This is a genomic window from Pseudarthrobacter sp. HLT1-7 (genome assembly GCF_059383435.1).
The window spans coordinates 1-20608 of record NZ_JBWZCH010000014.1 but is presented as its reverse complement, the minus strand read 5'-3'; the positions used below and the strand labels follow the sequence as shown (position 1 = coordinate 20608).

The following is a 20608-nucleotide window of genomic DNA, read 5'->3' as shown; positions in this document are numbered from 1 at the left end:
GTCGCTGCGGTGCGGTTGCTGCTCAGTCACAGGGGAATTATCTCCGGTTGAGGTGAATGGAAGGTGTCATGGTTCGCTTTGTGTTAATCCTCCGCTGCCGGCCGGGCGGGCGAATCATGGCTCGCTGGTGTCCTTCTGCCGGCCCCGCCGCCCGGGCCTCCTGCGTCCCGGGCATCACGGCACCAGGATGACTTTTCCGGTGGTCCGCCGCTGCTCAAGGTCGTCGTGGGCCTGTGCCGCCTCCGCCAGGTCATAGCGGGCACCGATCCGGACCTTGAGGCTTCCGTCGGCCGCCGCCGCGAAGATCTCGCCTGAGCGCCAGCGTCGTTCCTGGGCATCGCGCAGGAAGTGGGTGATCGTCGGCCGGGTCAGGTACAGCGAGCCGCCGGCGTTGAGCCGTTGCGGGTCGACGGCCGGCACGGGGCCGGAGGCGGCCCCGAAGAGCACGAGGGTGCCTCGGATGCGCAGGGCGGCGAGGGAGCCGTCGAAGGTGTCCTTGCCGACGCCGTCGTACACCACATCAGCGCCGGTCCCGCCCGTCAGTTCGCGGACCGTAGCGGCGAAACCGTCGTAACGCAGCACATGGTCGGCACCGGCCTCGCGGGCCAACTGCTTTTTTTCATCGGTGGAGACGGTGGTGATCACGCGGGCGCCCCTGGCTTTGAGCAGCTGGATCAGCAGGAGGCCCACACCGCCGGCTCCGGCGTGGAGCAGCACGGTGTGGCCCGCTTCGACCCGGAAGGAGGAGTTGATCAGGTAGTGCGCCGTAATGCCCTGCAGCGGCAGGGCGGCGGCGGTGAGGTCGTCCACGCCGCGGGGGACCGGCAGGGCCTTGTCCGCATCGATCAGGGCATAGCCGGCGTAGCAGTTGATGCCTTCGGCCGTGGCAACCCGGTCGCCGGGTGCGAATCCGCTGACGCCGTCGCCGAGTGCCTCCACGGTGCCGGACGCCTCGGAGCCGGGGGTGAAGGGGTAGGGCACCTTGTACGTGCCGCTGCGCTTGTATGTGTCGATGAAGTTCACCCCGACGGCGGAGACTTTGACCAGCAGCTGGCCGGGACCAGGAACCGGGCGTTCCACCTCGGTGAGCGTAAGAACCCCGGGCCCGCCCGCCTCGCGGGCGACGATTGCATGCATCATGTGTCTCCTTTGCTGGGCTGAATGGCCGGGTTTGCTGGGGTGAATGGCCGGGCCGGAGTTTTCTGGGCCCGGACTTCCGTGCCCTGAACCTGCACCCATCCTAGGGACACCGGCACCAACAACGAAGTGACGGCCGGCATGCGGCCGTCACTTCGGGTGGAACAGGATATTCAGTGCCCCGTCGCCGGTCCCTCCGCTTCAGCGAAGGTAAGATTCGGCTGACGGGCGGCCGCTTAGAAGCGGCGGGTAACCGTAGCCATCGGGCATTCGAAGTGCCGGCCGGCGGAGAGGCCTACCTCGTTGAGGTACCGGACGATGAGGCCATAGGACTGCAGCAGTGTGGTTTCCGTGTAGGGAACCTGGTGCTTGGCGCAGAACTCACGGACGATCACGGCGGCCTTGTCCAGCTGCGGGCGGGCCATGTCCGGGAAGAGGTGGTGCTCGGCCTGGCGGTTGAGACCACCGAGCAGGATGTCCATCAGGAACCCGCCGGAGATGTTCCGGGACGTCAGGACCTGGCGGCTGAAGAAATCCACGCGGCTGTCCGCCGGCAGGACCGGCATGCCCTTGTGGTTCGGTGCGAAGGACGCGCCCATGTAGAAACCGAAGACGAGGAGCTGGACGGCGATGAAGGCCAGCGCCATGCCCCAGGGCAGGAAGGTGAAGGCGAGAACCGGCAGCAGGCTCAGGCGGACCGCCAGAATCGGGATTTCCACCCAGCGGTGCGTGACCTTGGCGCGCTGGAAGATGAACTTGATTGAATCGATCTGGAGGCCCAGGCCCACCAGGAACAGCAGCGGGAAGAACAGCCAGCCCTGCTTGCGCGTCAGGAAGGAGAACCGGCCCTGCCGTGTGGCTGCTGCTTCCGGGAAGAATGCGATGGCGCCGGTGGCGATGTCCGGGTCCTTGGAAATCACGTTCGGGTGGTTGTGGTGCGCGCCGTGCTTCTGCTCCCACCAGGAGTAGCTGATGCCGGCCACCGAGGTGGCGAGCAGCCGTGCGGCCCAGTCATTGGCGCGCCGGGAGGCAAAGATCTGGCGGTGTCCGGCCTCATGGGCCAGGAAGCTCAACTGGGTGCAGAGAACGCCCACAGCGGCGGCAATGAGGAGCTGGAACCAGCTGTCCCCGATGAGAGCGAAACCGAACCAGGTGGCGGTCATCAGGAGGACCAGGCTGGCGAACACGGTGATGTAGAAACCGACGCGGCGTTCGAGGAGGCCGGCAGCCTTCACCGTCTTCAGCAGTTCCGAATAGCTCAGTACGACGGCGTTGGGTTGCCGGACGCGCGATTTCGGGCGCCCCGAAGCTTCGGGAGCGGCAGTGAGGGTGGGGGTCATATAGGGCATGCCTCGTAACTGTTTCGGGCAACGCGCATCCGGCATTCGGACCGCACGGTCTGGATCACCCTCTGCCAAGCATACGGGCTCCGGCTGAGGCCGGCTCCGGAACGGACCCGGGACACAGAGCGGTGGACACGGAGCGGTGGACAGAGGGCGGTGGACAGAGGGCGGTGGACACAGGAAAAAAGCACAGATCAGTGCGTGCATAAATATCAGCACCTATGCATACTCTTGCTGTATAGTCGTGGTTATGACTATTTCTGTTGCCGTCTCCGGCGCGAGCGGCTACGCCGGCGGCGAGGTGCTGCGGCTCCTGGCCGGCCACCCGGACGTGACCATCGGGGCCATCACAGCGCACAGCAACGCCGGTTCCAGACTAGGGGAACTGCAGCCGCATCTCCATAGCCTGGCCAGCCGCATCCTCGAAGACACCACGGTGGAAAACCTGTCCGGACACGACGTCGTGTTCCTCGCGCTTCCGCACGGCGCCTCCGCCGGGATCGCGGCGCAGCTGCCGGGCGGCACACTGGTGATCGACGCCGGCGCCGACCACCGGCTGGAGGATCCGGCCGCCTGGCAGAAGTTCTACGGATCGCCGCACGCCGGAACCTGGCCCTACGGACTGCCGGAGCTTCCCGGCCAGCGCGAAGAACTCCGCGGAGCCAAGCGGATCGCCGTCCCGGGCTGCTACCCGACGTCGGCCCTGCTGGCCCTCACCCCGGGCTTTACCAGCCACCTGCTGCAGGCCGACGACGTCGTCATCGTTTCCGCTTCCGGCACCTCGGGGGCCGGCAAGGCCGCCAAGGCCAGCCTGATCGGCGCCGAGGTCATGGGTTCGATGAGCCCGTACGGCGTGGGCGGCGGGCACCGGCACACCCCGGAGATCGAACAGGGATTGTCCAAGGCCGCGCGCGGACCGGTCACGGTTTCCTTCACGCCCACGCTGGCCCCGATGAGCCGGGGTATCCTCACCACCGCCACCGCGAAAATCCGCCCGGACGTCACCGCGGAGGAGCTGCGCCACGCCTGGAGCGAGGCTTACGACGACGAGCCGTTCGTCCACCTGCTGCCGGAAGGCCGCTGGCCGTCCACCAAGTCCGTGCAGGGATCCAACCATGCCGTGCTCCAGCTGGCGCTCGACGGGCACACCGGCCGCGTGATCGTCACCTGCGCCATCGACAACCTGACCAAGGGGACCGCCGGCGGCGCCGTGCAGTCCATGAACATAGCCCTCGGCCTGGTGGAAACCGCCGGCCTCGATCTGCAGGGAGTCGCACCGTGAGCATCACCGCAGCCAAGGGATTCCGGGCCGCCGGCGTGACGGCAGGTCTTAAGGCCTCCGGCAATCCGGACCTGGCCCTCGTTGTCAACGACGGGCCCGCCAAGGCCGCCGCGGCCGTATTCACCTCTAACCGGGTGGCCGCGGCCCCCGTGCACTGGTCCCGCGAGGTGATCAAGGACGGGCGCGTGGATGCCGTCATCCTCAACTCCGGCGGAGCCAACGCCTGCACCGGCCCACAGGGCTTCCAGAACACCCACACCACTGCCGAGAAGACCGCCGAAGCGCTGGGTATCTCCGCGACCGACGTCGTGGTCTGTTCCACCGGCCTGATCGGCGAACAGCTCCCGATGGACAAGATCCTTGCCGGGCTCGGCGCCGCCAAAGCCGCACTCAGCGCTGAGGGTGGGGCCGAGGCCGCCACGGCGATCATGACCACGGACTCTGTGTCCAAGGAGGCCGTCTTCACGGGCACGGATGCCGAAGGCAACGAATTCACCATCGGCGGCATGGCCAAGGGTGCCGGCATGCTGGCCCCCGGGCTCGCCACCATGCTGGTGGTCCTCACCACGGACGCGGACGTCCGGCCGGACATGCTCGACGTCGGGCTCCGCGAAGCCACCCGGGTCACCTTCGACCGGGCGGATTCGGACGGCTGTATGTCCACCAACGACACCGTCGTGCTGCTCGCCTCCGGCGCCTCCGGCGCGGTTCCGTCCGCCGTCGCGTTCGGTGCCGGGCTGACACAGGTGTGCGCGGAACTGGCCCGCAAGCTCATCGGCGACGCCGAAGGCGCCAGCCACGACATCGCCGTCCGCACCTTCAACGCCGCCAGCGAACGGGACGCGGAGACCGTCAGCCGCGCCGTCGCCCGCTCCAACCTTTTCAAGACCGCCATCTTCGGCAAGGACCCCAACTGGGGCCGCGTTCTTTCCGCCGTGGGCACCACGGACGCGGCCTTCGAACCGGACCAGCTGAACGTGGCCATGAACGGCATCCGGATCTGCCGCAACGGCAGCATCGGCGACGACCGCAGCCTGGTGGACCTTGAGCCGCGCGCAGTGCTGGTCGAGATCGATCTGCAGGCCGGCGACGCCGAGGCCACGATCCTGACCAACGACCTCACGCACGACTACGTCCACGAAAACAGCGCCTACTCCAGCTAGGGAGTTCCCGGAGGGACGAACAATTTGAACAGCCAGACACGCGAAACCACGTCCATGCGCGACGCCCAGGGCAAAGCGGGCACCCTGATCGAGGCACTGCCCTGGATCCAGCGCTTCGCCGGCACCACCATGGTGATCAAATACGGCGGCAACGCCATGGTCAACGACGAGCTCCGCCGCGCCTTCGCCGAGGACGTCGTCTTCCTGCACCACGTGGGGATCCACCCGGTGGTGGTGCACGGCGGCGGCCCGCAGATCAATGCCATGCTCAACCGGCTCGGCATCGAATCCGAGTTCAAGGGCGGGCTGCGCGTCACTACCCCCGAGGCGATGGACGTGGTCCGGATGGTCCTCACCGGCCAGGTGGGCCGTGAACTCGTGGGCCTGATCAACTCCCACGGCCCCTACGCCGTCGGCATGTCCGGGGAGGACGGCGGGTTGCTCCGGGCCATCCGCACCGGCACGGTCGTGGACGGTGAAGAGGTGGACCTGGGCCTCGTCGGCGAGGTCGTCGGGGTAAATCCCGAGGGCATCCTGGACATCGTCGCGGCCGGCCGGATCCCGGTGATTTCAACCGTGGCACCGGAAATCTTCGATGACGGCAGCGGCGACCCGGGAGCAAAGCAGGCGCAGACCACCGGCCAGGTGCTGAACGTCAACGCGGACACCGCCGCCGCTGCCCTGGCCGAAGCGCTCGGCGCTTCCAAGCTGGTAATCCTCACCGACGTTGAGGGACTCTTCGGCAACTGGCCGGACCGCTCCTCGCTGATTTCCTCGCTGACGGCCTCGGAACTGCGCGAGCTCCTGCCGCGCCTGGAGTCCGGCATGATCCCTAAGATGGAAGCCTGCCTCAGGGCCGTCGAGGGCGGCGTGGAGCGTGCCCACATAGTGGACGGCCGGCTGCCGCACTCGATGCTGCTGGAAACTTTCACAACCGCAGGCATCGGCACCCAAGTCGTCCCGGACGAGGAAGTAACGGCATGAACCAAATCGAAAAGTCACCGGAGCTGACTGAGATCATCGAAACCCGCGGCCACGCTACCGGCGCGCAGTGGCTCTCTCGCTACTCTTCCTCGCTCCTGGGCGTCTTCGGCACCCCGCAGCGAGTCCTGGTCCGCGGCTCCGGCTGCCTCGTCTGGGACGCCGACGGCAAGGAATACCTGGACTTGCTCGGCGGGATCGCCGTCAACGCCCTGGGCCACGCCCACCCCTTCGTCACCTCGGTGATCTCCAGCCAGCTCGCCACCCTGGGCCACGTCTCCAACTTCTTCACGAGCCCCACCCAGATCGCGCTGGCCGAGAAACTGCTGGAACTCAGCAACGCACCGGCCGGTTCCAGGGTGTTCTTCGCCAACTCCGGCACCGAGGCGGTGGAGGCCGCGTTTAAGCTGGCGCGCCGGAACACGGGCACGGCCCAGAAACCGCGGACCAGGATCATTGCCCTCGAGGGCGCCTTCCACGGCCGGACGATGGGCGCCCTCGCCCTGACGGCGAAGGAAGCCTACCGGGCCCCCTTCGCGCCGCTGCCCGGCGGCGTCGTACACATCCCGTTCGGTGACATCGGGGCCCTCCGGGACGCCGTGGATGACACCACGGCTGCCGTCTTCCTCGAACCGATCCAGGGCGAGGCCGGCGTCCGGCCGCTGCCCGCCGGCTACCTCAAAGCCGCCCGCGAGGCCACCAGCGCCGCCGGCGCCCTGCTGATCCTGGACGAGGTCCAGACCGGGATCGGCCGCACCGGGAAATGGCTCGCCAGCGAAGACGCCGGGATTGTGCCCGACGCCGTGACCCTCGCCAAGGGCCTCGGCGGCGGTTTCCCGATCGGCGCCCTGCTCACCTTCGGCCCGGACCCGTCCTCGCTCCTGACAGCCGGCCAGCACGGGAGCACCTTCGGCGGCAACCCGGTGGCCACCGCCGCGGCGCTGGCCACCCTGCATGTGCTTGAAAACCAGGAGGTCCTGAACCACGTCCGGCACGTGGGGGCGCACCTTCGCGCCGGGCTCGCCACGGTTGACGGCGTGACCGAGATCCGCGGCGAAGGACTGCTGATCGGCTTCGATCTCGACGCCGACGTGGCCCCCGCCGTCGTGACCGCCGGGCTGGAGGCGGGCTACATCGTCAACAGTCCCGGCCCGCGCACCATCCGCCTGGCGCCGCCCCTGATCCTCACCACGGATCAGGCTGACCGCTTCCTGGCGGCCCTGCCCGCCCTCCTCCAGACCGCAAAGGACGCCCTGTGAACTCGACCGCCACCTCGACGGACACCACCTCGAATGCCCGGACCCGCCACTTCCTCAAGGACACCGACCTGGACCCGGCCGAGCAGGCCGAGGTCCTCGAGCTCGCCGTCCGGATGAAGGCTGCCCCCTACAGCGTGCAGCCCTTCGCCGCCGAGGGCAACGGACGCAAGACCGTCGCCGTCATCTTCGACAAGACGTCCACCCGGACCCGCGTTTCCTTCGCCACCGGCGTGGCGGACATGGGCGGCAATGCCCTCATTATCAACCCGGGCGAGGCGCAGATCGGCCACAAGGAATCCGTCGAGGACACCGCCAAGGTCCTCGAGCGCATGGTGTCCACCATCGTCTGGCGCACGGGTACCCACTCCGGCCTCGTCGCGATGGCAGAGAACTCCCGCGTCCCGGTTATCAACGCCCTGTGCGATGACTACCACCCCTGCCAGCTCCTCGCCGACCTGCTCACCATCAAGGAACACAAGGGCGGCCTCGCGGGCCTCACCATGAGCTACCTCGGCGACTCGGCAAACAACATGGCCAACTCCTACCTCCTGGCCGGGGTCACCGCGGGCATGCACGTGCGGGTCGCCGGCCCCGAGGGCTACCTGCCTTCGCCGGAGATCATCGCCGCCGCCGAGGACCGCGCGGCGGAGACCGGCGGCTCGGTGCTCGTCACGGTAGACCCCGCTGAGGCGCTGTTGGGCGCAGACGTCGTCGCCACCGACACCTGGGTGTCGATGGGCCAGGAGGACGAGAAGGAAGCGCGGCTGCGGCTGTTCCGCGGCTACGCCGTAAACGAAGCGGCGATGACGCTCGCGGCGCCGGACGCCGTCGTGCTCCATTGCCTCCCGGCTTACCGGGGCTATGAGATAGCCGCCGGCGTCATCGACGGCCCGCAGTCGGTCGTCTGGGACGAGGCCGAAAACCGGCTGCACGCCCAGAAGGCGCTGATGGCCTGGCTCATGCACCGCTCCGGCCTCGCAGTGGTCGAAGGGCTGGGATAGTGTCCGTCCAGCCGGCTTCCCCGGGAGCCAGCCCGGCCACCAAAACGGCCCGGCAGGCGCGGATCACGGCGATCCTGACCGGCGAATCGGTCCGCTCGCAGGCCGAGCTGGCGGCCCTGCTGGCGGACGACGGCGTCCAGGTCACCCAGGCCACGCTGTCCCGGGACCTCGTGGAACTCGGCGCTGTCCGGGTCCGCGGCAAGGAAGGTGCACTCGTCTACGCCGTGCCGGGGGAGGGTGGCGAGCGGGCGGCCAAGAGCGGCGTGACCCAGGAAATCCTCGATGCCCGGCTCGCCCGGTTGTGCGGGGAACTGCTGGTCACCGCCGAAGCTTCCGCGAACCTCGTGGTGCTCCGGACGCCGCCCGGGGCCGCGAACTTCCTGGCACTGGCGATCGACCACTCGGTGCTGCCCTCCATCCTGGGCACCATCGCAGGGGACGACACGGTCCTGCTGGTCACCCGCGATCCGCTAGGCGGCCCGGCCACGGCCGCTCGCTTCCTGCAGTTCGCCGAGGAAGCCGGCACCAGTTGACGGCCGGCCGTACTTTTTGATGATTGGGCCTGCGCCAGCGGTGTGACAGGCTTTCAACAGACAAGCTTTACCCGATATTTTTCCCACACGACTGATTTTTTCCCAACAACTAAGGAGCATTTGAAGTGACTGAGCGTATTGTGCTGGCCTACTCCGGTGGCCTGGATACTTCCGTAGCCATCGGCTGGATCGGTGAAGCAACCGGCGCCGAGGTCATCGCCGTGGCGGTCGACGTCGGACAGGGCGGCGAGTCGCTGGAGACCATCCGCCAGCGTGCCCTGGGCTGCGGCGCCGTCGAGGCCTACGTGGCCGACGCGAGCGACGAGTTCGCCAACGAGTACTGCATGCCCACCCTGAAGGCCAACGCCCTCTACCAGGGCCACTACCCGCTGGTCTCCGCGATCTCCCGCCCGGTGATCGTCAAGCACCTGGTCAAGGCCGCCCGCGAATTCGGTGCCACGACGGTGGCCCACGGCTGCACCGGCAAGGGCAACGACCAGGTCCGCTTCGAAGTGGGCATCCAGACCCTCGGCCCGGACCTGAAGTGCATCGCCCCGGTCCGCGACCTCGCCCTGACCCGCGACAAGGCCATCGCCTTCGCCGAGGAAAAGGGACTGCCGATCGAGACCACCAAGAAGAACCCGTACTCGATCGACCAGAACGTCTGGGGCCGCGCCGTCGAGACCGGCTACCTCGAGGACATCTGGAATGCCCCCACCAAGGACATCTACGACTACACCGCCACCCCGGAGTTCCCGCCGGCCCCGGATGAGGTCACCATTTCCTTCGAAGCCGGCGTTCCGGTAGCGATCGACGGCGTCAGGGTCACCCCGCTGCAGGCCATCAAGGAGCTGAACCGCCGCGCCGGCGCCCAGGGCATCGGCCGGATCGACGTCGTCGAGGACCGCCTCGTCGGCATCAAATCCCGCGAAATCTACGAGGCGCCCGGAGCCATGGCGCTCATCACCGCGCACAAGCACCTCGAGGACATCACGATCGAACGCGAGCAGGCCCGCTTCAAGGCGGCCGTCGGCCAGCGCTGGTCCGAGCTGGTCTACGACGGCCAGTGGTTCTCCCCGCTCAAGCGCTCCCTGGACGCCTTCATCGAGGACACCCAGCGCCACGTCACCGGTGACATCCGCATGATGCTGCACGGCGGCCAGGCGATCGTTAACGGACGCCGCTCGGAGACCTCGTTGTATGACTTCGACCTCGCCACTTACGACACCGGCGACACCTTCGACCAGTCGATGGCCCGCGGCTTCATCGAGCTGTGGGGCATGTCCGCCAAGGTCGCGTCCGGCCGTGACCTCCGCGTCGCAGGACAGTAGCCCCTGTGGCTGAGTCGGAGACCACCAAGGCGGAAGCTACGAATACCGGCGCACTGTGGGGCGGCCGCTTTGCCGGCGGCCCCGCGGATGCCCTTGCAGCGCTGAGTAAGTCCACGCACTTTGACTGGCGGCTGGCCCGTTACGACATCGCCGGCTCCAAGGCGCACGCCCGAGTGCTGCACAAGGCCGGACTGCTCGACGACGCCGAACTCGAAGGGATGCTCGACGCCCTGGCCCGGCTGGACGAGGACGTCGCCTCCGGCGCCTACACACCGGCCGAGTCCGATGAGGATGTGCACGGCTCGCTGGAACGCGGACTCATCGAACGCGCCGGCACCCAGCTCGGCGGCAAGCTCCGGGCCGGCCGCTCACGCAATGACCAGGTGGCTACCCTGGGCCGGATGTTCCTGCGTGACCATGCCCGGATCATCGCCCGCGGTGTGCTTGCCACGATCGACGCGCTGGTGGGCCAGGCCAGGGAGCACCGGGGCGTGGCGATGCCCGGCCGCACCCACCTCCAGCACGCCCAGCCGGTCCTGCTCAGCCATCACCTGCTGGCCCACGCCTGGGCGCTGCTGCGCGATGTGCAGCGTTTCCAGGACTGGGACAAACGCGCAGGGATCTCGCCCTACGGTTCCGGCGCCCTCGCGGGATCCTCGCTGGGCCTGGATCCGGAGGCCGTGGCCGCCGAGCTGGGCTTCTTTTCCGCGACGCACAACTCGATCGACGGCACCGCCTCCCGCGACGTCTTCGCCGAGTTCGCCTGGATCACGGCCATGATCGGCGTTGACCTCTCCCGGGTTTCGGAGGAAGTCATCCTGTGGGCCACCAAGGAGTTCTCCTTCGTGACACTGCACGATTCGTACTCCACCGGCTCTTCGATCATGCCGCAGAAGAAGAACCCGGATGTGGCCGAACTCGCGCGCGGGAAGGCCGGCCGGCTGATCGGCAACCTGACCGGGCTGCTGGCCACCCTGAAAGGCCTGCCGCTCGCGTACAACCGTGACCTGCAGGAGGACAAGGAACCGGTCTTCGACGCCGCCGACACGCTGGAGGTCCTGCTCCCGGCCGTCTCCGGCATGATCGCGACGCTGACGTTTAACACCGAGCGGATGGAATCGCTGGCCCCGCAGGGCTTCGCGCTGGCCACGGACATCGCCGAATGGCTGGTCCGCCAGGGCGTTCCGTTCCGTGAGGCGCACGAGCTCTCCGGTGCCGCGGTCAAGCAGGCCGAAAGCCGCGGGGTGGAACTCTGGGACCTCACGGACGGGGAATACGCCGCCATCTCGGACCACCTGACGCCGGAGGTCCGTTCGGTCCTGTCCACCCAAGGCTCGCTCAACAGCCGCAACTCCCAGGGCGGCACCGCACCGGCGGCCGTCGAGCGCCAGCTGCTGGCGCTTGAAACGGAGCTGGACGGCGTGCGCGGGTACGCGGGGTAGCAGTACAGCGCAGCGGACCCTGCGGGCGCGGGCCTTCCCGCGTTCGTTAGGGTGGGCACATGAGCGAATCCTTCCGCCAACTGCTGCGTGCCCTGCCGGACTTCCCCGAAGTGCTCCCGGACTTCGAACCCGCTGCGGCGCCCGCGGACCCGGCGGAGCTGTTCCGCCTCTGGTTCGATCAGGCGCTGGCAGCCGGTGTGCCGCAGCCCAACGCCTTCAGCCTGGCCACCGTCGACGCCGACGGACGGCCCTCATCCCGGATGCTGATTCTGAAGGACATCGACCACGCCGGCTGGCACTTCGCGACATCGCGCACGTCCCGGAAAGGCCGGGAACTTTCGGCGAATCCCCACGCCGCGCTGAACTTCTTCTGGCAGCAGCAGGGCCGGCAGGTCCGCGTTGCCGGCAGCGTGGCGGAGCTGTCCGACGAGGCCTCGGCTGCGGACTGGCAGGCCCGGCCCGGCGCGGATGGCGGCGACAACCCGGACTGGCAGCTGTACGCCCTGCAGCCCCGGGAGATCGAGTTCTGGCAGGCCCGGCACAGCCGCCGGCACCTCCGGCACCGCTTCGGTCCCGCTGAGCTGGGTTAATCCGTGTTAATCGGGGAGCTCCGGCTAGGATGTTCGCCATGACCGCTATCACCCCTGAAAAGCTGCTGGAAGAACTCCGCCGCGCTGCCGGCGTCGTGACCGGAATCACCGCCAAACTGACGGAGCCTGACGTCAGCGCGCTCTCGGAACTGCCGGACTGGACCCGCGGACATGTGCTGGCCCACCTCGGCGGCATCGCCAACGCGATGGCCCGCCAGCTGGAATTCGCGGCCCGCGGCGAGAGCATCGAACTCTACGACGGCGGCTTCGAAGGCCGCACCCGGGCCATCGACATGGCTGCCGGGCACAGCCTGGCGGAACACCGCATCGACGTGGACGCAGCCCTGGGCCGGGCGCTGCGCGCTTTTGAAACGCTGGACGACGTCGGCTGGCAGACGCCGATCAGCTACCGCGGCGGCGTCGTGTTCGACGGCGGGCTGGCGCTCTGGCGCGAACTGACTATCCACGCCGGCGACCTCGGTACGGGACGGGGTCCGGAAACCTGGAGCCGGCCGTTCTGCGAGCACCTCTTCGACTTCCTGTCCGCGCGCGTCCCCGAAGGGCAGCGGTTTGTTCTCCAGCCGCTCGGTCTGCCGGGCGCGGCCATCGGAGCCCCCGGCGGCCGGTCCACAGTGGTCAACGGGATGTTGACCGATATCGCGGCGTGGCTTGCGGGACGCACCCCAACGCTGGGCAGCCTGCGTGCCACCGCCGCGGCCGACGGCGTCGAGCTCCCCGCGCTGCTGCCGTGGCCGGCCGGGGTGCCCGCGACCCGCTGAGACTCCCGCCGAGGTGAGACTTCGCGCCCATGTTCTTTCACAGCATGGGCGCGAAGTCTCACCTCGGCGCTGACGAGAGGTGCTGTGGTGCGGCGTGGGCCAGCTCCCGCTCGCGGTCCAGCAGGCTTTCCTTGATGGCAAGCCCCCAGCGGAACCCACCCAGGCTTCCGTCGGTGCGGATCACGCGGTGGCAGGGCACGAACAGCGCGGCCGCGTTTAACGCGCAGGCGCTGGCCGCGGCCCGGACGGCCCTAACATTTCCGGCAAGCTCCGCGTACTCGGTGTAGGTCACCGGGTGCCCTGGCTGCACAGTCCGCAGCACATCCCAGGCATGGCCCCGGAACGGCCCGGACTTTTGCAGTACGGGTACCGCCATGGCGGCACCCGGATTGCCCGCGTAGAACTCGTCGACAGCGGCCGAGATGGAACCCAGCTCCGTGACTGGCTCGAAATACGCCGGCAGCAGCCGGGCATGGATCTGGCCGGTCAGCTCAGCCGGGACCGCGGTCCAGCCGGAGGCCAGGACTGCGCCGTCCCGCGCCATGATGGTGAACGGGCCGTCCGGGGTGGACATGGTCAACAGCTGGGCTTTCATGGCATCACTTTCTTCGGTGGGGGAGTCTGGGCCTTCGCCGGGCGGGTCCGGGAGCGGGGTGCGGCGCAGGCCGCGGCGCGTGCGGCGGCCTGCGCTGACGCGGCTGCCCGCCAGAGGTGCATGGTGGCGTAGGAGCGCCACGGGCTGATTTCGCGGAAGTCGGCGCTCGGCCGGAATTCAGGGGACAGGGCCGCGCCGTCGGAACCGCGGGCCAGCGAGCGGATGCCGTTCCGTACGGCGGCGTCATTGGCCAGGAAGACGTCGGGCGCACCGATCACCCGCATCGCGACGTACCCCACGGTCCACGGCCCGACGCCGGCCAGCGGCAGCAGTTTGGCCTCCAGACCGGGCAGGTCGTCGCCGTAGCCGAAATCGAGCTCACCGGAGGCCATCGCCGCGGCAGCCCCGCGGACGGAGTCGATGCGGCGCTGAGGGCCGCGGAGCAATCCGAAACCGGTCTCCGCGATCTGCGCCGCGGTGGGGAACAGCCGGTGCAGGCCGTCGGCGGGAACCAGGCACCCGCTCGCTGCCGCGGACAGTTGGATGAGCGCGGTGCGGGCAGCCGCCACGGTGATCTGCTGCCCGATCATGGCCCGGATCAGGAGCTCCTGCGGGTCGACGGCGCCGGGCATCCGCATCCCCGGCAGGCGCGCCACGCTCGCCGCGAGCCGGGGATCGGCCGCCAGCGCGCCGTCAATGGCGACCGGGTCGGCGTCGAGATCCAGCAGGCGGCGGACCCGGCTGAGCAGGGAGGTGAGGTCCCTCAGGTCCAGTGCGCCGATGGTCAGCATGAGGGGCCGGCCCGGTGCATCGGCGTCGAAATCCACCGTGAACCGGGCATCGCCGTGGGCAAGCCGCAGGGTCCGTGCGTAGGAGGTGGACGTCCCTTCCTCGATGCCCGGGATGGCGCGGACGGCAAGGAATTCGAAGACGCCGGGATCAAACGGTTCCCGGTACGGCAGGTTCAGCGTGAGTGCTGTCGATGACACTGCTGCCGGGCCCGGCGCCTGGCTGCGCCGGGCGGTGGCCCGGAGCGCCGAAGGGGTCATGGCGAAGACCTCGCCGATGGTCTCGTTGAACTGGCGCACGCTGCTGAAGCCGGCGGCGAACGCGATGTCGGCCACCTTCATCTGGGTGGAGACGAGCAGGGTGCGGGCGGTCTGGGCGCGGCTGGCCCGGGCCAGCGAGAGCGGGCCGGCGCCGAGTTCATGGCTCAGGATCCGGTTGAGCTGCCGGGAGGAGTAGCCCAGCCTGGCGGCGAGCCCTTCGACGCCGTCGCGGTTGATGACTCCGTCATTGATGAGCCGCATGGCACGGCCGGCGATGTCGGAGCGCAGGTTCCAGGCGGGCGTGCCGGGGACGGCCTCGGGCAGGCAGCGTTTGCAGGCCCGGTAGCCGGCGTCGTGCGCGGCGGCAGACGTTTCGTAGAAGGTGACATTCCCGGCCTTGGGGGTCCGGGCCGGGCACGAGGGCCGGCAGTAGATGCCCGTGGTGCGGACAGCGGTGTAGAACTGCCCGTCGAAACGGGTGTCCCGGGCATCGATGGCCCGGTAGCGCTGCAGGAAGTCCATAAGGTCATCCTGCCAGCTTCCCGGTACTGCTGCTAGCGGAAATCGGACACGGCCGTGGCGGGGCCGGCCGGGGGGGGTTTGTTAAAGTCGAAGCATGGATTCCAGACTGACGCCCGGCGCCGTGCGGGAGCTGTTATCCGCCGATGCCCGGCAGGTGGCGCCGCGGCTGCTGGGCTCGGTGCTGACGTATGAGGGCAGGGACGGCCTGGTGTCGGTGCGGATCACCGAGGTGGAGGCCTACCTGGGCCCGCACGATTCGCTGCACCCCGATCCCGGTTCGCACACCTTCCGCGGTGCCACGGCGCGCAACGCGCCCATGTTCGGCCCGGCCGGCCACCTGTACGTCTACTTCACTTACGGCTTGCACCACTGCGCCAACATCGTGTGCGGACCGGCGGGTACGGCATCGGCCTTGCTCCTGCGGGCCGGCGAGATCGTCGCGGGGGAGGCGCTGGCACAGGCCCGGCGGCCGACGTCGAAATCCTCGAAAGACCTGGCAAGCGGCCCCGCCCGGCTCGCCACGGCTCTCGGACTGACGACGGCGGACAGCGGCCGGGACGCGCTCGACGCACCGTTCCGGCTGGAGGTGCCGCCCGGCCAGGCTTCCGGCATCAGCTCCGGGCCGCGTGTCGGGGTGTCCGGCGCCGGCGGCACCCACCACTACCCCTGGCGTTTCTGGCTCAGCGGCGACCCGACCGTCTCCCGCTACAAGGCGGCGAAGGTGCGGAGCGCGGGCGCCGCAGCACCAGCCAGTAGGGTTGATGGGTGAATCAAAGCGAGACCCACCAGACCACGTTGCCCGGGCACCACACCCCTGCCACGGTGGCCGGGCTGATCGGCAGCCTGTGCGCCACCATCCCGGATTACCCCAAGCCCGGAATCGTCTTCCGGGACCTGACCCCTGTCTTCGGCGACGGGGCCGCGTTCAGGGCTGTAGTGAACGCCCTTGTCGAGCCGTTCAAGGGCCAGTTCGACGCCGTCGCCGGGGTGGAGGCCCGCGGTTTCCTGCTGGCCGCGGCCGCCGCGTACGCCTCGGACACCGGCGTCATCACCGTCCGCAAGGCCGGCAAGCTGCCCCGTGAAGTGGTCGCCGAGGACTATGCGTTGGAGTACGGCACCGCCACTCTCGAGCTGCACACCACCGACCTCGCGCCGGGCAGCCGCGTCCTGATCCTCGACGACGTCCTCGCCACGGGCGGCACGCTCGGCGCGGCCGTCCGGCTGTTCGAACGCTGCGGCGTCGAAGTGGCCGGGGTGGGCGTGGTGATGGAACTTGAGGGGCTCCGGGGCCGCGCCGCTCTGGGCGGGTATCGGATCGAGTCGCTGCTGCGCGTCTAGCCCCCGCGGTCGCAGGACGCCGTCGGAAGCATCGGTGGAATGCCTGAAAAAAACGAGGCCCTGACAAAGTTCCGACGCGTCTAACGAAATGGGTGTAAAATGGTGGGTCTGTCTTTTTCGATAGGGGAACGTTCGATGCACGACGCTGATTTGGCCCATGAACGCGACTATGTGGCCGGACTTTATGCCAGGCTGGATGAGTTGCGGGCGGAAAAGCGCGCCCAGCTGGCCCAGGTGCGCCGTGCCGGCGCGGTGGGCACCATGCAGAACGTCTCGGAGCGGGACGCCTTCGCGGCAATGTACGAGGACCGCCTCGCCCAGCTCGACGCCGTCGACGACCGCCTGGTGTTCGGCCGGCTCGACCTTGATTCCGGGGAAGCCCAGTACATCGGCCGCATCGGCCTGACCACGGACGAGCTCCAGCGGCTCATGCTGGACTGGCGCGCCCCCGAGGCCGGCCACTTCTATCAGGCCACGGCGTTCGACCGCCAGGGCGTGCGGCGCCGGCGCCACCTGATCCTGCAGGGCCGCGACGTCAAGGCGATCGAGGACGACGTGCTCGACGCCGACATGCTCGCCGACGACGATTCCCTCCAGGGCGAAGGCGCCCTGCTGGCAGCCCTGAATTCCAAACGGACCGGCCGGATGTCCGACATCGTCGGAACCATCCAGTCCGAGCAGGACCGGATCATCCGCTCCTCCATCTCCGGCGCCCTCGTGGTCCAGGGCGGACCCGGCACCGGCAAGACCGCCGTCGCCCTGCACCGCGCCGCGTACCTGCTCTACACCCACCGGGACCGGCTCAAGACCGCCGGCGTGCTGCTCGTGGGCCCGTCGTCGTCATTTATGAAGTACATCGAACGCGTGCTGCCCTCGCTCGGCGAGACCGGCGTGGTGATGGCCAGCGTGGGACGCCTGATGCCGGGCATCAAAGCCGTCGCCGAGCCGGAATCCGCCGTCGCCGCCATCAAGGGCCGGCTGGACATGGCCAACGTCGTTGCCAACGCCGTGGCCAACCGCCAGCGGATCCCCGCCGAAAACCGGACCCTCGACGTCGACGGGCGCAAGCTCGTCCTGACCCCCCGGCAGGTCCGCCGGGCGCGCGAGAGGGCCCGCGCCACCAACAAGCCGCACAACGAGGCCCGGGTCTCGTTCGTCAGGATCCTGCTGCGCGAACTGACCGAGCAGATGACGGAACTGGTGGAGGCCGGCAGCATCGGTAACAACGCCGACCGCTCCTACCTGGCCGAGGACGTCCGCTCCGCCCGGGACGTCCGCATTGCGCTGAACCTCTGCTGGATGCCGATGACTCCGGAAAAGCTCGTGGGGGAGCTGCTCAGCAAGCCGGCCATCCTTGAAGCCTGCACCCCGATGCTGAGCCCGGCCGAGCGCGCCCTGCTGCTCCGGCCCGCCGATGCGCCGTGGACCGAGGCTGACGTGCCGCTGCTGGATGAGGCCGCCGAGTTGCTGGGCGAGCTCGACGCCGCCGCCGGCAGGGGACTGGCGCAGCAGGAGAATGACCGTGCCCGCGACATCGCCAATGCCAAGCAGACCCTGGTCAACATGGAAACCGCCGGCGTGGATGTCCTCATCTCCGCAGAGGAACTGGTGGACCAGAACCAGGAGCGCGAAACCCGGCTTACCGCTGCCGAGCGTGCCACGACCGACCGTTCCTGGGCTTTCGGGCACATCGTGGTGGACGAGGCGCAGGAGCTCTCGCCGATGCAATGGCGCCTGTTGGTCCGCCGTTGCCCGCTGAAGTCTTTCACGATCGTGGGCGATATCGCCCAGACGAGCTCCATCGCCGGAGCCAATTCCTGGCAAAGCGCCCTGGCCCCGATGTTCGGGGACCGCTGGCAGCTCGAGGAACTCACCGTCAACTACCGCACGCCGTCGCAGATTGCTGAAGCAGCCGCGCGGATGGCCACCGCGGCCGGGCTGGTTGTTTCGGCGCCCAAAGCGGTCCGTGAGGGCCGTTGGTCACCGGTCATCGATCGCGTCGAGCCCGGCCGGATCGTCAGCAAGCTCGTCGAGGTCCTGCCGCAGGAGCTGGCTGCCTTGGAGGGCGGCCTGCTGGCGGTGATTGCCGACGGCGATCTCCTCCCCGAGGCGACCGCCGCGCTGCGCGCCGTCTACGGCCGCCGCGTTGGCACGGACGCCGGCAGCTATGTCCAGGACATCGTGGTGATCAGCCCCCGCGAGGCCAAGGGTCTGGAGTTCGACGGCGTCGTGGTACTGGAGCCGTCGGCGATGCTGAACCACGAGCACGGCCGCGTCGGCGATCTGTATGTGGCGATGACCCGGCCCACCCAGCGCCTCCGGCTCATCGCTGCTGCCGCCGTGCCGGCCGGCATCGAAGAATAGCTGTCACCGGCGGGCGCGGATGCCGGCAGCCGCCGGCCGACAGCCGGATGTGCTCCGGCAGCCGACGGCGGGGCGCCGTCCGGCGGTCACAAGCGCTGCCGGCGTCCGGATCCTGCTAACTTGGATTCCGTGTCCCAGCTAAATGATCTCCGTTCCCAGCAGAATGATCCGACCTTCGCCAACGTCTGGCAGGAGCTGAAATGGCGTGGCCTTGTCCACGTCTCCACGGATGAGGCGGAGCTGGAGACGCTGCTCGCCGGCGATCCTGCCACCTACTACTGCGGCTTCGATCCGACGGCGCCGAGCCTCCACCTGGGCAACCTGGTCCAGTTGCTCCTGATGCGCCGGATCCAGCTGGCCGGCCACAAGCCCCTCGGCCTGGTCGGCGGATCCACCGGCCTGATCGGCGATCCCCGGCAGACGGCCGAGCGCGTGCTCAACACCCCCGAGACTGTCGCGGAATGGGTCGGAAAGCTGCAGGCACAGGTCCAGCGCTTCCTCAGCTTCGAGGGGGACAACGCCGCCCGCATGGTGAACAACCTGGACTGGACCGCGCCGCTGAGCGCCATCGACTTCCTGCGGGGCATCGGCAAGCACTTCCGCGTGGGCACCATGATCAAAAAGGATATTGTGGCCAACCGCCTGAATTCCGATGAGGGGATCAGCTACACGGAGTTCAGCTACCAGATCCTGCAGGGTATGGACTATCTCCAGCTGTTCCGCGACCACGGCTGTTTGCTGCAGACCGGTGGCTCCGACCAGTGGGGAAATCTCACCAGCGGCACCGATCTCATCCGCAAGGTCGAGGGCAGGCACGTCCACGCTCTGGGGACGCCGCTCATCACCAACTCCGACGGCACGAAGTTCGGCAAGAGCGAGGGCAACGCCATCTGGCTGGATCCGCAGATGTGCAGCCCCTATGCCTTCTACCAGTTCTGGCTCAACACGGCGGACAGTGATGTTGCGGCACGCCTCAAGGTCTTCACCTTCCTGGGCAGGGCCGAGATCGAGGCCCTTGAAGTCTCCGTTGCCGAACGGCCGTTCGCCCGCGAGGGCCAACGGAAGCTGGCCTTCGAAGTGACCTCGCTGGTCCACGGCGTGGATGCCACCGAAAAGGTCATCGCCGCGTCCGCTGCCCTGTTCGGCAATGGTGACCTTACGGTCCTGGACGAGGCCACGCTGAAGGCAGCCACCTCCGAGCTGCCATCCGTCACCGTCGGCACCGCGGCGCTGGGAATCATCGACCTGCTGGTCGCCTCGGGACTCTCGGAGAGCAAATCGGCGGCCCGGCGCACGGTTGCGGAAGGCGGAGCCTACGTGAACAACGCCAAGGTCGCGGATCCCGAGGTAGTCATTGAGTCCAGCGAGCTGCTGCACGGCCGGTACCTGCTGCTGCGCCGGGGTAAGAAGAACCTGGCGACCGTGGAAGTCTCTGCGCCCTAACAAGCATCTGTCCGCCTCCCCACAGTGTTGTCTGAACGCCCTGCCAGGCCGAGTTGCACGGCCGGCGAGGAGCGTGTAATGTCTTCCTAGTCGCCACCGATGAGTGGTGGCCAACCCCCACTAAATAGAGAAGCAATTCTTCCCGCGCCCGGCGTGGATATGGAAAATTGCTTCATGTTGCTGGGCGGATTCGTTCCGCAAAGTGAATTTCGAGAGAATATTCCGGATTTGCAAAGCGGAAATGAATGAAATAAGCTGTAAACATCGCAGCGAAGAAAAACGGAACATAAAGAATTTATTTGCGTGAATTGTTTCGATAAGTATTCGAATGTGTCTGTTGTTTGAGAACTCAATAGTGTGCCAAGTTTGTTGATACCAATTTATTGTATTGAATTGGTTGAATTGGCCGGGCCTGCCACGTGTGTGGTGGGTCTGGTTTTTACAGCTGGTTTCAAA

Annotated in this window: 18 protein-coding genes; 14 read left to right on the top strand and 4 right to left on the bottom strand. The window is 68.1% G+C overall.

The window, feature by feature from the left end; genetic code table 11:
* Window positions 1–174 precede the first annotated feature (174 nt).
* Window positions 175–1140, bottom strand: a complete 966-nt coding sequence (locus AC50X6_RS13460; RefSeq protein WP_494966712.1) for a quinone oxidoreductase family protein — start codon at window positions 1138–1140, stop codon at window positions 175–177.
* A gap of 233 nt (window positions 1141–1373) precedes the next feature.
* Window positions 1374–2477 carry a fatty acid desaturase family protein gene (locus AC50X6_RS13455; protein WP_494966711.1) on the bottom strand — a complete coding sequence of 368 codons (1104 nt, stop codon included), beginning with the start codon at window positions 2475–2477 and terminating at the stop codon, window positions 1374–1376.
* 253 nt (window positions 2478–2730) lie between these two features.
* Between AC50X6_RS13455 and argC the strand changes: the two genes are divergently transcribed.
* The 10 genes from argC (at window position 2731) to AC50X6_RS13405 (ending at window position 12841) form a co-directional block, all read left to right on the top strand.
* A complete protein-coding gene (gene argC / locus AC50X6_RS13450; protein ID WP_494966710.1) occupies window positions 2731–3762 on the top strand; it encodes an N-acetyl-gamma-glutamyl-phosphate reductase in 1032 nt (343 codons plus the stop codon).
* Window positions 3759–4925: a bifunctional glutamate N-acetyltransferase/amino-acid acetyltransferase ArgJ gene (gene argJ / locus AC50X6_RS13445; RefSeq protein ID WP_494966709.1), complete on the top strand. Its 1167-nt coding sequence runs from the start codon at window positions 3759–3761 to the stop codon at window positions 4923–4925. The genes argC and argJ overlap by 4 nt, the downstream gene beginning before the upstream one ends.
* A 24-nt stretch (window positions 4926–4949) precedes the next feature.
* On the top strand, window positions 4950–5909 hold the full coding sequence (gene argB, locus AC50X6_RS13440) for an acetylglutamate kinase (protein ID WP_494966708.1): 960 nt from the start codon (window positions 4950–4952) through the stop codon (window positions 5907–5909).
* Window positions 5906–7165: an acetylornithine transaminase gene (locus tag AC50X6_RS13435; RefSeq protein WP_494966707.1), complete on the top strand. Its 1260-nt coding sequence runs from the start codon at window positions 5906–5908 to the stop codon at window positions 7163–7165. The genes argB and AC50X6_RS13435 overlap by 4 nt, the downstream gene beginning before the upstream one ends.
* The gene (gene argF / locus AC50X6_RS13430; RefSeq protein WP_494966706.1) at window positions 7162–8166 is read left to right on the top strand and encodes an ornithine carbamoyltransferase; all 1005 of its coding nucleotides are present in this window, start codon (window positions 7162–7164) and stop codon (window positions 8164–8166) included. Before AC50X6_RS13435 ends, argF begins: the two co-directional genes overlap by 4 nt.
* Window positions 8166–8699 carry an arginine repressor gene (locus AC50X6_RS13425; protein ID WP_494966705.1) on the top strand — a complete coding sequence of 178 codons (534 nt, stop codon included), beginning with the start codon at window positions 8166–8168 and terminating at the stop codon, window positions 8697–8699. Before argF ends, AC50X6_RS13425 begins: the two co-directional genes overlap by 1 nt.
* Window positions 8700–8824: 125 nt before the next feature.
* Window positions 8825–10030, top strand: a complete 1206-nt coding sequence (locus AC50X6_RS13420; protein ID WP_494966704.1) for an argininosuccinate synthase — start codon at window positions 8825–8827, stop codon at window positions 10028–10030.
* Between the two features lie 5 nt (window positions 10031–10035).
* Window positions 10036–11472 (top strand): argininosuccinate lyase, encoded by a 1437-nt coding sequence (argH, locus tag AC50X6_RS13415; protein ID WP_494966703.1) that lies wholly within the window; start codon window positions 10036–10038, stop codon window positions 11470–11472.
* 59 nt (window positions 11473–11531) lie between these two features.
* A complete protein-coding gene (locus AC50X6_RS13410; RefSeq protein ID WP_494966702.1) occupies window positions 11532–12062 on the top strand; it encodes a pyridoxine/pyridoxamine 5'-phosphate oxidase in 531 nt (176 codons plus the stop codon).
* Window positions 12063–12100: 38 nt separating this feature from the next.
* Window positions 12101–12841 (top strand): maleylpyruvate isomerase family mycothiol-dependent enzyme, encoded by a 741-nt coding sequence (locus AC50X6_RS13405; protein WP_494966701.1) that lies wholly within the window; start codon window positions 12101–12103, stop codon window positions 12839–12841.
* A gap of 58 nt (window positions 12842–12899) precedes the next feature.
* Here the strand turns inward: AC50X6_RS13405 and AC50X6_RS13400 are convergent, their stop codons facing one another.
* Together AC50X6_RS13400 and AC50X6_RS13395 are read right to left on the bottom strand one after the other, a co-directional pair.
* Entirely contained in the window at window positions 12900–13436 is a 537-nt protein-coding gene (locus tag AC50X6_RS13400; protein ID WP_494966700.1) for a methylated-DNA--[protein]-cysteine S-methyltransferase, read from the bottom strand.
* Entirely contained in the window at window positions 13433–15007 is a 1575-nt protein-coding gene (locus AC50X6_RS13395) for a DNA-3-methyladenine glycosylase 2 family protein (RefSeq protein ID WP_494966699.1), read from the bottom strand. Before AC50X6_RS13395 ends, AC50X6_RS13400 begins: the two co-directional genes overlap by 4 nt.
* Window positions 15008–15101: 94 nt before the next feature.
* Here AC50X6_RS13395 and AC50X6_RS13390 point away from each other — a divergent pair, with 94 nt between their 5' ends.
* The 4 genes from AC50X6_RS13390 (at window position 15102) to tyrS (ending at window position 20152) form a co-directional block, all read left to right on the top strand.
* Window positions 15102–15776 (top strand): DNA-3-methyladenine glycosylase, encoded by a 675-nt coding sequence (locus AC50X6_RS13390; protein WP_494966698.1) that lies wholly within the window; start codon window positions 15102–15104, stop codon window positions 15774–15776.
* 26 nt (window positions 15777–15802) lie between these two features.
* Complete coding sequence (locus AC50X6_RS13385; RefSeq protein WP_494966790.1) at window positions 15803–16345, top strand: adenine phosphoribosyltransferase; 543 nt, start codon at window positions 15803–15805, stop codon at window positions 16343–16345.
* 135 nt (window positions 16346–16480) lie between these two features.
* On the top strand, window positions 16481–18709 hold the full coding sequence (locus tag AC50X6_RS13380) for a HelD family protein (RefSeq protein WP_494966697.1): 2229 nt from the start codon (window positions 16481–16483) through the stop codon (window positions 18707–18709).
* 129 nt (window positions 18710–18838) lie between these two features.
* Window positions 18839–20152, top strand: coding sequence for a tyrosine--tRNA ligase (tyrS, locus tag AC50X6_RS13375; RefSeq protein WP_494966696.1), 1314 nt, complete (start codon window positions 18839–18841; stop codon window positions 20150–20152).
* The last annotated feature ends 456 nt before the right edge of the window (window positions 20153–20608 follow it).

Bases quoted from the DNA above. Each gene is read 5' to 3' on its own strand.
- argC (WP_494966710.1), top strand. From the start codon at position 2,731: ATGACTATTTCTGTTGCCGTCTCCGGCGCGAGCGGCTACGCCGGCGGC.
- AC50X6_RS13405 (WP_494966701.1), top strand. From the start codon at position 12,101: ATGACCGCTATCACCCCTGAAAAGCTGCTGGAAGAACTCCGCCGCGCT.
- AC50X6_RS13410 (WP_494966702.1), top strand. From the start codon at position 11,532: ATGAGCGAATCCTTCCGCCAACTGCTGCGTGCCCTGCCGGACTTCCCC.
- AC50X6_RS13395 (WP_494966699.1), bottom strand. From the start codon at position 15,007: ATGGACTTCCTGCAGCGCTACCGGGCCATCGATGCCCGGGACACCCGT.
- AC50X6_RS13455 (WP_494966711.1), bottom strand. From the start codon at position 2,477: ATGACCCCCACCCTCACTGCCGCTCCCGAAGCTTCGGGGCGCCCGAAA.
- AC50X6_RS13380 (WP_494966697.1), top strand. From the start codon at position 16,481: ATGCACGACGCTGATTTGGCCCATGAACGCGACTATGTGGCCGGACTT.
- AC50X6_RS13390 (WP_494966698.1), top strand. From the start codon at position 15,102: ATGGATTCCAGACTGACGCCCGGCGCCGTGCGGGAGCTGTTATCCGCC.
- AC50X6_RS13460 (WP_494966712.1), bottom strand. From the start codon at position 1,140: ATGATGCATGCAATCGTCGCCCGCGAGGCGGGCGGGCCCGGGGTTCTT.
- AC50X6_RS13435 (WP_494966707.1), top strand. From the start codon at position 5,906: ATGAACCAAATCGAAAAGTCACCGGAGCTGACTGAGATCATCGAAACC.
- AC50X6_RS13400 (WP_494966700.1), bottom strand. From the start codon at position 13,436: ATGAAAGCCCAGCTGTTGACCATGTCCACCCCGGACGGCCCGTTCACC.